Source organism: Aquimarina penaris (genome assembly GCF_040786285.1).
Taxonomy (GTDB): Bacteria; Bacteroidota; Bacteroidia; order Flavobacteriales; family Flavobacteriaceae; genus Aquimarina.
In genome coordinates this window covers 8,752-20,575 of record NZ_JBFMKQ010000007.1, presented here as the reverse complement: position 1 = coordinate 20,575, position 11,824 = coordinate 8,752, and the positions used below count along the sequence as shown (strand labels likewise).

Sequence of the window (11,824 nt, the reverse complement as noted above, 5' to 3'; positions counted from 1 at the left end):
ATAAATTGGCTAGAGATATGATGTCCTCTTGTGCAATCAAAATTTCTATTTAAATCACAGAGGTATTTTCAAGAGATTGGTTGGGATTAGTTATAAGCTCATTTAATGTTCTTAAGTATATTGACAACATGTACTGCATTGTAACAGGTTTAAAAATATCTGAATTATATTGCCACTCTAAAGAGATTCTTCTGTCTGTTTGATTTACTAAAGAAAAATCAGCTTGTTCTTGTGTTGTATTTACCACTACATTGATGTCAAATGTAGAAAGCTCGTTATATCCTTTTATTATTTCGATTTCGGCATCTAATAATGACATGTTTTTAATTGGAAAATCAATAAAGCTAAACATGTACCTAAATAATGCTTGAGGATTAAAACTTCTTTCTGGGCATACCTTTTCTACAATTTTTTCAAAAGGAGTATCACCACATGCGTATGCATCTAAACAGGTTTTTTTAACATGATCTAAAACCTCTAACAGGCTATGATCATAATTAAAACTGTTTCTTAATGGAATAGCATTTACAGTAGCTCCTAAAACCTCTTGATGTCCTTGATAGAAAGTATTTATTAATGAAGTTCCTACACAAATATCAGTTTGACTACTATACTTACTCAACATTACTTTAAAAGCCGAAATCATTGTGATAAATAAGGAAACATTCTGCATTTCAGAAAACTGCCTTAATTTCTCAGAAAACTCTAATGATAGAACGTGCGGTATACTCTTTCTTGTTTTTATCTGCTTTTTTGGCCTAGCATTATCGACAGGAACAAGTAATTCATTTGAAAAGTTATATAATTTATCCTGCCAAAAATCTAATCGTTTATTGAGGGCTGCTTCATTTAGGTTTTCTTTTTCTAAAAACGCATAGTCTTTATAACTAACCTTTGGTTTTTTAATTTCGAAATCAGGATTTCTCTTTAGTTCATTATAAACATCTACAAAATCCTTAAACAAAATTCTTTGAGCCCACTTATCAAGAATCATATTGTGGCTACAAAATATAAGCACATTTTCTTTCGTTGAAAATTTTAGCATCTCCACTCTAAAAAGAGGTGTTTTTTCTATTTCGAAAGAAGGGTTTTTAGTATTCTCTATGCAATCGATAATTACCTTCTTCTGGTCTTTTTTCTTTAATCCTAAATAATTAATAACCGGAATACTAAATGTATATGGAGGTAGTATCTTTTGAAAAGGTTTCCCATCTATCAACTCAAAAACCGTTCTTAAAATCTCATGTTTCTCTATAAGTTTAGAAAAAGTCTTTTCTAATAAAAAATGATCTACATTACCCTTTAGTTTAATAGCCCTAGATTCATAACAAAATTGATGAGTAGCATCGAGTTGGTCCAAAGACCAAATCGCTTCTTGGGCATATGATAAAGGATAAAGCTCAAGATTAGGCGCTACTATCTTTTGATTTTGTTTCTTTTTTAAAGAAGGAACTAATTTGCTAATTCCTTTAATTGTTGGAGACTTATAAAAATCCTGAATCGATAAATCTATTCCTTTTTTATTTCTTACTGTACTTATAAATTCATTAGCAAGCAATGAGTGCCCCCCGAGTTCGAAAAAACTAACGTTAACATCTATTTCGTCTAATTTCAATAATTCTTTCCAAATTGCTGCTATCTTTCTTTCTTCTAAGGTTGAAGGTAGTTTAACCACTTCTTCAATATCCGAAAACTTAGGCTTTGGTAACTTTTTTACATTAATTCTACCATTGGGAAGCAAAGAAATTGCATCTATAATTACAAAGTGAGTTGGAATCATGTAATCAGGTAAATATCTTTTTAATTTAATACTTAATGTTGTTATGTTAACAAAAGACTCATTTGCTATAAGGTAAGCTATCAAGATTGGATTATTATGAACTTGATCAATACACACATAGCTATCAACAACGTATATATTAACACGTTGAATAGCTTTCTCGATCTCTTTAATTTCTATTCTATAGCCTCTGTAACTTGACTGGTCATCATTTCTTCCATAAAAAATTGGTTCATTAACATTACTACCATCCTCTATATCATTGACATAGGAAACGAACTCTGCTTGATTATTTTCTGATATCTGGTAATCTAACCGATTATACCCTTGTATCTTAGAAGTTTTATTTTCCATCACACCGCTTTTGAGATTTTTGACAAAAATTGCGAAGGTATTGTTGCCGTAATACTTTGATTTATTGAATTTAAGCGAACAACAATCTTACTTTCATTATTTACCTTTAACACTTCACATTCTAAACCGGCAAGTGAGCCGTATTGAATCATCATGACTTCTCCAACTTCAAGAGTATCATTACTTTTACTAACATTAGTGACGTCTTTAGAACCTAGAAAAAGTTTGATTTTTTGTATTTCATCATCTTGGGCTAATGCATATTCACCACCACAACGAACAAAGGTGCAAGCACCTTCAATCGATGATGCTTTATAGAAATCTTGTGCAGAATTAATCTTGACGAAAACATATGAAGGAAAAAGAGGAGCTTCAATTATTTTCTTTCTATCGCTCCATTGTCTTACAGTCTTCACCAAAGGAAGAAATGACTCCAGATGACTCTCTTTTAGCAAGTTGTCAACTTTTTTTTCTTGACGTGATCTAACATATAGAACGTACCAACCTATTTTAAGAAGTTTGCCCATAATTATTGTGTTTTAGATGATAGTTTACTTACTATCTTAAGTATATATTCGTGTTTTGTAATAGTGATAATCAAAAGAAATTTAGAAAAAGCCTATAGCTTCGCTTCCTTGACTCACATCAAGTGTATTCTCAAAAAAATAAAGGGTAATCATTAGTAAAAGCAGCTACTTTTACTTTTAATCTATCACAGTAAAAAGTTACTTACTGCTTACAACAAAACTTTTAAATCAATTTTATACATCTCAACTTTTCAGTTTGCAAAAACGATGCTTTTCTTAATCAAAAAGTTTAATACAGATAATCGAATATGATTTGAATTAATAATATCTAGTTCGTTATCTGTTACAAACATAGATCAAAACTAAGGCACTAAACAAATGGTTAAAACCCGTTTTCAGGAATCAAGACCCGTAATTCATGGAATTACGGGATAAAAAAAATTACTTAATTATTTAAAAATCAATAATTTAACTGCAAATCAATTGAAAAAACGAATTATAAAGAAAACTGTATATTTGTGTTCTTATTAACCGGGGCTTATTTATATTTTCACATTGAAACAAAAAAATCCATACACATTTTTTGAAGAATTTTGTATACGTACACCTCTGCTATCGTTAGATTTTTACTACCACTTAACAAAGGATAAACAAATATCAATTGAAGCATATAGAGAAATATGGAATGACAATGTTGTCAAGGAAGCTATTTTTCTAGCCTCTCCAGAACTATTTTTAGAAATAGAAAAATGGTTATCAAACCAGACAAGTGATCCAAAAAAAATTCAACGATTACAGTCCTCTTTACTTAAATATCTATCAAGGATGTCATCCAGATGTACCCCTTTTGGGTTATTTGCAGGATGTAGTATTGGTACATTTGGGAAATTAACGACTATAGAGCTTCCGCATTATAGTGAAAATCAAAGGCAGACTCGGTTTGACATGAATTTTCTAGTTGCATTTTCTCAAAAATTATCTAAAGAAAAAAACATAAAAAACCAACTATTATGGTTTCCAAATAATAGTTTATATAAAATAGGACAGCAATATAGATATATTGAATATACATATAATAAGTATAACCGCAGACAGCATAGCATTGAAGCCGTTACCCACACTCCGTATCTAGAAATAATTATTAAGAACGCCCAATCAGGAAAAAAAGTTGAAGAATTGGCCTCTCTTTTGGTTGACGATGAAATATCTAAAAACGAAGCTCAAGAATTTATATACCAGCTCATTGATAATCAAATTTTGGTTAGTGAATTAGAGCCCTCTGTTAGTGGAAAAGATTTTTTACTTCAAATTCATGAGACCCTCAAAAAATTAAAGGATACAGATGCAATCATTAATCAAATCTCCTATTTTCAAGAATTTCTAGATCGAATAGATCAAACCGTCGGAAACTCTGTTGACACCTACCATAAGAACAACGAAGAAATAAAAAAACTTGATATCGATTTTGAGCTTAAGTATTTATTTCAAACAGATATGTACACTAAAACGCTACAAAATCAACTAGATGTACAGTTTGCATACAAGGCAAAAAGGGTAATGAATCTTTTAAACAAAATAAGCACTCCTCCACAAGATTCTAATCTACAAAGATTCAAAAATGCTTTTATAAAAAGATATGAGACTCGAGAAATTCCTCTTGCCCAAGCCTTAGATACAGAAATTGGTATTGGATATCTTCAAAATCAAGAAGCTGCAGATTATAACCCATTTTTAGATGGTATAGATATCCCGCCTCGACATCAGGAGACTCAAAACATCTCTTGGAATCCTGCAAATGAAATCTTACATAAGAAATTACATCAATTAAGTAAGGATAATGCCTATATCTTACAATTAGAAGATCAAGATTTTGAACATCTACCGGCAAACTGGAATGACTTACCCGATACTTTATCTTCACTCGTAGAAATTATAACTATTAATGGCAAACAGAAGCTTGTATTACAAAATATGGGTGGTTCATCTGCCGCAAATCTTTTAGGACGTTTTTCTACAGGAAATACTCAAATCATGAAGCAGGTTCAACATATTGCAAATCTTGAACAAGAAATGAATCACGATAAGCTTCTAACCGAAATCATACATTTGCCAGAATCCCGGACAGGTAACGTCATACGTCGAGCAACAATTCGAAATTATGAAATCCCTTACCTGGGAAAATCCAACCTTCCCAAAGAGCAACAAATCTTTATTGATGATTTAATGATTTCTGTAAAACGAAATAGGATAGTTCTTCGGTCTAAAGTAAACAATACAGAAGTTCTTCCCAAACTAACCAACGCCCATAATTACAGGGGACAAAACAGCTTACCGATTTATCATTTTTTATGCGATCTGCAACAACAAAACTTAAGAAGTTCTATTGGGTTTTATTGGGGAAAAATGATGGATAAAAACACCTTCTTGCCTAGAGTAGAGTACAAAGATTTCATTTTTTCTAAAGCTAGATGGAAAATCACTACAAAAAATATTAGTTCTTTACTCGAAAGTATAAATAATACACAAAATAGTATTGTAGAAATAGCAAAATGGAGATCTAAGCACCAAATCCCACAATATGTTCAATTAATAGATAATGACAACACCTTATTGATTAACCTAGAAAATATGTCTTCTGTTAAAATGTTATTTAGCGTTGTTAAAAACAGAGCTCAATTTATACTAGAAGAATTTTTATTCACAGAAGAGAGCGTTATAAAAAGCCAGAAAAAAAACTATTCTAATCAATTTGTGTTTTCGTTTTATAATGAAGAAAAGCTAAATCATTCGAAAAAGAAAAGCACTGCACTACTAACACCAGATACTAAAACGAAAAATGAAGAGAATATTCTTATTAGGTGACGAATGGTTGTATTACAAATTGTATTGTGGTGCTAGAATGTCTAACATTATATTAACCGAGACCATAAAACCGTTAGTAGAACAATTAATTAAAAATAAACTTATAGATAAGTGGTTTTTTATACGATACAATGATCCAGAGTATCATATAAGGATTAGATTACGTCTTAATGAAATCAAAAAGATTAATGAAGTAATCCTTGCAATGAATAAAGCATTAAGATCATATATAGATGAAGATATAATACATAAAATACAAGTCGACACATATCAAAGAGAAATAGAGCGGTATGGATCAAATACTATTGAAGAATCCGAAGCGCTTTTTTATCATGAAAGTACAATGTTATTAGAAGCTATGTCAATAATAAAAGATGAAGAGCTATACTTTTTGTTTATATTAAAGGCAATACATCAATTATTAGAAAACTTTGAATATAAAATTGAAGAAAAGGTACTATTGGTTTCTAATAATAAAGATAGTTTTAGAACAGAATTTAATGCTGATAAAAACCTTAATAAACAGCTCAATAAAAAATATGGGAGCATAAAAAAGGAAATATCTGTCTTTTTAGGTGATACTTCTTCCAATGAAACATATGAAGTTTTAGATAAAATTTTACTTAATAAAGCCAATAAAACTGAAGAAATTACTAAGCATCTTTTAAATCATAAAAATAATGACTCCTTAGAAATATCAATAAATAACCTTATAAGTAGTTATATCCATATGATGGTTAATCGGGCTTTTAGATCTCAACAACGTTTTTATGAACTTATAGCTTATGATTTTTTAAGCAAAAAATATAACTCTGATACTATGAAAACTATATCATTGAATTCTAATTGAAAACACATCTCTTAGGAAATGAAAAAAATTAAACACAAAATCGTCTTTCTTGCAATTTTTATATTTCTTCAAAATATCTATGGCCAAGGTATAACTGAAGAAAATATAAATCTTGTTCAAAAACAATACCCCGAGCTTTTAGAAAATTTTCAACAGTTTATAGGAGACTCGGTAAAGGCTCAAAAATATGCAAAAGCGTTCCTTTTAAAAGCAAAACAAGATAATAATATCATAAAAAAGGCGAATGGATACTATATGCTAGCATCAATTTCTGAACACGACACAGCTTTATTGTATGCCGACAGTATTATTGCTATTACAAAAAACGTAAGTGATTTTGATTACCCGGCCAAAGCTTATTTATTAAAGGCAAGAGTTTATGGATCAAAAGGTTACTATCAAAAATCTATGAATGAATTGATGCAGGCCAATACCTACGCAAATAAAAATGAAAATAGTGATCAAAAATACAAAACAAAATATTTTATTGCCGTTTTAAAACATAATCTTGGCGAATACCAAGAAGGTCTAGAACTTTTACAATCTACCGTAAACTACTACGAGAACAAATTTAAAGAACACAAAGAGTATGAATATGATTACATTAAATCTCTTTATGCTACGGGTACTATATATAATGCCATAAAAAAATACGATTCAGCTTATGCCATCAACAAAAAAGCTATCAACTTAAGTTTAAAGTCAAAAGATAGTCTTTTATATACCAGGCTTCTATTGACTACAGCAATGGCACATTATTATAAAAAACAATATCAACCTAGCCTGGATAGCATTACTAAATTAAAAAAATTAAGAGATTATAAAATACAAGGTCCTGGTACTGCAGAAAGAGCAGAACTCTATTTAGGCAAGATTTACTTTTCTCAAAATGATTTTGACAAATCCATATCCCATCTCAAAAAAGTCGACTCAATAGCCTTTTCTACACAATACTTCTTCCCTAAAATAAGAGAAGCGTATGAATTGTTAATCAAATACTATAAAGAACAAAATAATACTGATCAGCAGATTCTTTATATCGATAAACTATTAACTGTAGATAGTATACTTGACAATAATTTTAAATACTTGTCCCGACAGATTAACGAAGAATATTCAACACCCAATTTAATCTTAGAAAAACAAGAAATCATAGATTCTCTTGAGAAAACCAATAAGACCAAGATTATTGTTTTAATAATTTTATCTATAGTTTCTTTAGTATTATTAATAGTTCTTTTCTTAAACGAGAAAAAGAAAAGAACATATAAGAAAAGATTCTTAGAATTATTAAATGACAATAAAAAGCCTTCTGAAAAAACAATAATAGTACCTACAGTTACGAAAAAAACAGAAAGCAGCAAACCTACAGATATTGGAATATCAGATATCATTGTTAATGACATCCTCAAAAATCTTGAATCATTCGAAAATAATAATGAGTTTTTAGAAGCTAATCTAACCGTTAGTAGTTTATCTAAACGATTTAAAACAAATTCTAAGTATCTATCCAAAGTGATTAACATGCATAAGGATAAAAGCTTTAGTAATTATGTAAACGAGTTGAGAATTGATTACGTAGTCGAAGAATTAAAATCTAATTCAAAATTCAGAAGATATACTATTAAAGCAATTGCAAATGAGATTGGCTTTAATACCACTGAAGCTTTTTCTAAGTCATTTTATAAAACTACGGGAATCTACCCCTCATTTTTCCTAAAACAACTCGAAAAACAGCAATATAATACGGAAAATCAGGAAAACCTATAAGAATCTGATTTTCAATTATTTAACAGTCCGTTTTCAGGAATCCAGACATCTGCATTCCTGAAAACCAGACAACTACAGCCTAAATCCTCCTTTGTTTTTAAGATTTACCTAATACTTTAGCACCATCAAAAATCTTAAAAACAAAAACATGAAAACATCACACAATAAAAAGGCTAAACTTACTCTAGATAAATTAAGAATTTCTAAACTTGATAATCCTGATACTATTAAAGGAGGAGCTATAGGAATTCAAAAGAAAACCGATGATTGTCTTCGCGTTTCTGACACTTTTGGTTGTACTTTAGGAGAAGGTGATATAATGTGATTAAAGGAATAGTATTCAAAAACTCTAAAAAAACTACCACAACTATAAATTGGGAAAATCACAAACTAAAATATACAACATGAAAAATTCACACAATAAAAAGGCTAAACTTACTCTAGATAAATTAAGAATTTCTAAACTTGATAATCCTGGTATTATAAAAGGAGGAGTTCAAGGAAACCAAAACGGAGGCAATGTTCATCTTAATTCTGATACTTTTGTTGATGAAATATGTCAGTTAGAAGATCTATTATAATTAAGAAACTGGGATTCAAAAAATTTTTCGGCTTCTTAGACTGTAATTAGATAATTTATATTGCTAATTCATATCTAAGTTAAAAGTTCTTAAAATATTAATAAATATAGTTTATACAGTATCCTTTCATTTTACAAAATGAAAGGATGCTATATATTCAATTTAAAATAACCTTTTCATAATTCATTTACGATATGATCATTAAAATAAAAACACCCTGAAAACTTAATTATACAGTAATTACGATAAGTTTAATAGTAAACTTATGCCAATAATATAACCTGAAAATCACAAGCTCAATTCTTGCAAATGAATTTTTAAATTATGTATAAAAAATTTGTCCTCTCTTTTATCCTTTTATCTCAATATATAATCTTCTCCCAAGATAAAAAAGACATTTTACCTCCTAAGATTGTGGTTGAAACATATCACGGTCAAAAAATTGAAGACCCTTATCGGTATGCAGAAGATCTCAATCATCCGCAAGTAAGTCAATGGATTAAAAATCAAAATAAAATTTCTACAGATCTATTAAGTAGTATCAAGAAAAAACAATACTTAATCAACAAACAGATTGAATTTGATAAGAAAAAAGCATTTGTCGTATCTAAAATAAAGGTGACAGAAAATAATAATCATTTCTATCTAAAAAGATTACCCAATGAAAATGCTCCTAAGCTCTATTATAAGAAAACATTTTCAAGTCAGGAAGAACTCCTTTATGATCCAAAAAACTTTAAACCCAAATCCAATACAGAATACATCATCAACTACATACAGCCTAGTTGGGATGGAAAAAAAATTGCTGTAAGTCTTACCACTAAGGGCAAAGAAGTTTCGGAAACGATTGTTATTGATGTAATTTCAAAAGAAACACATCCAGAAGTAATACAAAATACATGGCCATCATACTTGGGTGGAGTGGCATGGTTACCAGACAGTTCGGGTTTTATATATCTGCATTATCCTAGTGTTGATGTTACATCTATGGACTTTCTAAAAAATACCAAATCAGTTATTTACAAACTAGGAGATGATCCAAACAATATCAAAGAAATATTTTCATATACAAATAATCATGACCTAGATTTGAAAGAAGATGATTTTCCTATTGTCATGTTTGAAAATAACGACAGTAAGTATTTGGTAGGAATGACACCAGGTGCTGGCAGCTATTATAATTCATATTATTTACCCATTAAAGAAATAGAAACAAAAAATTGGAAACCTTTATTTAAAAAAACAGATCAAATAAAAAAATATATACTAAAAGGAGATTCTATAGTCTATCAAACGGCAAAACATGCTCCAAATTTTAAAATATGTGCTACTTCTATAATTAATCCTGATTTCGATAACCCAAAAGTTTTAGTTGAAGAAAAACAAAATGAAGTAATTACAGATTTTGAGTTAACCAAAGACGGACTCTATGTTGTAACTAGTAAAAATGGAGTGAAAGCGAGTCTATTTAAACATGAAAATACAACCTATAAAGAAATAAAGCTCCCACAGGTCTATGGTGATATAAGTATTACCGCAAAAGGACTAGGACACTCTGAATTATGGATTACGGCAATCGGTTGGACTACCGATAACAAAAGATACGAATATAACAATAGTACACTTATAGATAAAAACCTAAATGAAACTATTGATAGTAAACAGTTTGATGAAATCATCATCGAAGAAATCGAAGTAGAGGCTCATGATGGAGAAAAGATACCCCTTTCTATATTATACAAAAAAGGAATACAAAAAGACAGTAAAAACCGCCTTTTAATGGATGGTTATGGTGCATACGGTATCTCGTTTAAACCTACTTTTTCGTTACGTAGATTGCTATGGGTTTTAGAAGGAGGAATATTTGCAACTGCTCATGTTAGAGGTGGCGGAGAGAAAGGTGACGCTTGGCATAAAGGTGGATATAAATCAACAAAACCTAATACCTGGAAAGATTTAATATCCTGTGCAGAATATTTAATAACGAATAAATATACAACAAAAGAAAAATTGGCGGTATGGAGTGGTAGCGCAGGAGGTATAATGATAGGAAGAGCCATTACCGAAAGACCTGATCTATTTGCTGCAGCTATTATAGAATTTGGTTCACTGAACATGTTACGGTCAGAGATGAGAGCAAATGGAGCTACTAACATTAAAGAATTTGGCGCACTTAAAGACGCTACCGAATTCAAAGGTTTATTAGAAATGGATGCCTACCATCATATCAAAGAAGCAGAAAAATATCCTGCAACTCTATTATCTGTAGGGTTGAACGATGCCAGAGTACCTGCCTGGTTTTCTGTTAAATTTGCAGCTAAGCTTCAACAAGCAAATACTTCATCAAACAAAATTCTATTGCTTATCGATAAGGATACTGGTCATGGGGTAGATAATACTAAACTAAAAGGGTTTAACAGGTTTGCAACCGTTATGTCTTTTGCCTTTTGGCAAACAGGTCATCCAGAGTACCAACCAAAATAACAATAAAAGCTCAAAAGAATTCTATCTTGTTATCTATCTGCAGAAAGAAATTTAACCATTTTTAAGAGTAAAATAGTATATAAACATAGTATTTCATTATCAGTACAAAACAAAAAAATCCCGAAGATTTTCTTCAGGATTTTAATTCTGTGGGCGCGAAGGGATTCGAACCCCTGACCCTCCCGATGTGAAATCGGGATGCTCTGAACCAACTGAGCTACGCAGCAATTAGCTTTTCTATCATTTTTCTGCTTTTCCATTTTTTGATCTGAAGTTCTCTTTTGAATGCATCAGATTTCAACTCATATTCTTCGCTATATTTCAACACCCAATCTTTAGCTTTTGAAGTAAAACCTTTATGATTCCAAAGGTGCTTCTCTAACCGATCCGATATATCTTTTGTAGTCCCCACATAATATCGGTTCAATTCTTCCGAAAACAGAATGTAAACATAGTATTTCATTATCAGTACGAAACAAAAAATCCTGAAGATTTTTCTTCAGGATTTTAATTCTGTGGGCGCGAAGGGATTCGAACCCCTGACCCTCCCGATGTGAAATCGGGATGCTCTGAACCAACTGAGCTACGCAGCAATTAGCTTTTCTATCATTTTTCT

The 11,824-nt window shown here is 30.5% G+C and carries 9 protein-coding genes; 6 read left to right on the top strand and 3 right to left on the bottom strand.

Annotated elements, in window-relative coordinates:
* Window positions 1-49 precede the first annotated feature (49 nt).
* Window positions 50-2,134, bottom strand: a complete 2,085-nt coding sequence (locus ABW637_RS21625; RefSeq protein ID WP_367586821.1) for a condensation domain-containing protein — start codon at window positions 2,132-2,134, stop codon at window positions 50-52.
* Window positions 2,134-2,661: a UpxY family transcription antiterminator gene (locus ABW637_RS21620; RefSeq protein WP_367586820.1), complete on the bottom strand. Its 528-nt coding sequence runs from the start codon at window positions 2,659-2,661 to the stop codon at window positions 2,134-2,136. Before ABW637_RS21620 ends, ABW637_RS21625 begins: the two co-directional genes overlap by 1 nt.
* Before the next feature lie 555 nt (window positions 2,662-3,216).
* Between ABW637_RS21620 and ABW637_RS21615 the strand changes: the two genes are divergently transcribed.
* From ABW637_RS21615 to ABW637_RS21590, 6 genes are all read left to right on the top strand, one after another.
* Window positions 3,217-5,523, top strand: coding sequence for a lantibiotic dehydratase family protein (locus ABW637_RS21615; RefSeq protein ID WP_367586819.1), 2,307 nt, complete (start codon window positions 3,217-3,219; stop codon window positions 5,521-5,523).
* The gene (locus tag ABW637_RS21610; protein WP_367586818.1) at window positions 5,498-6,373 is read left to right on the top strand and encodes a thiopeptide-type bacteriocin biosynthesis protein; all 876 of its coding nucleotides are present in this window, start codon (window positions 5,498-5,500) and stop codon (window positions 6,371-6,373) included. The genes ABW637_RS21615 and ABW637_RS21610 overlap by 26 nt, the downstream gene beginning before the upstream one ends.
* Window positions 6,374-6,391: 18 nt before the next feature.
* The gene (locus ABW637_RS21605; RefSeq protein WP_367586817.1) at window positions 6,392-8,143 is read left to right on the top strand and encodes a helix-turn-helix domain-containing protein; all 1,752 of its coding nucleotides are present in this window, start codon (window positions 6,392-6,394) and stop codon (window positions 8,141-8,143) included.
* 148 nt (window positions 8,144-8,291) lie between these two features.
* Window positions 8,292-8,468: a hypothetical protein gene (locus tag ABW637_RS21600; RefSeq protein ID WP_367586816.1), complete on the top strand. Its 177-nt coding sequence runs from the start codon at window positions 8,292-8,294 to the stop codon at window positions 8,466-8,468.
* 79 nt (window positions 8,469-8,547) lie between these two features.
* A complete protein-coding gene (locus tag ABW637_RS21595) occupies window positions 8,548-8,724 on the top strand; it encodes a hypothetical protein (RefSeq protein ID WP_367586815.1) in 177 nt (58 codons plus the stop codon).
* A 324-nt stretch (window positions 8,725-9,048) separates the two neighbouring features.
* On the top strand, window positions 9,049-11,208 hold the full coding sequence (locus tag ABW637_RS21590) for a prolyl oligopeptidase family serine peptidase (protein WP_367586814.1): 2,160 nt from the start codon (window positions 9,049-9,051) through the stop codon (window positions 11,206-11,208).
* 217 nt (window positions 11,209-11,425) lie between these two features.
* Here the strand turns inward: ABW637_RS21590 and ABW637_RS21585 are convergent, their stop codons facing one another.
* Window positions 11,426-11,671 (bottom strand): GIY-YIG nuclease family protein, encoded by a 246-nt coding sequence (locus tag ABW637_RS21585; protein WP_367586813.1) that lies wholly within the window; start codon window positions 11,669-11,671, stop codon window positions 11,426-11,428.
* Window positions 11,672-11,824: the final 153 nt, after the last annotated feature.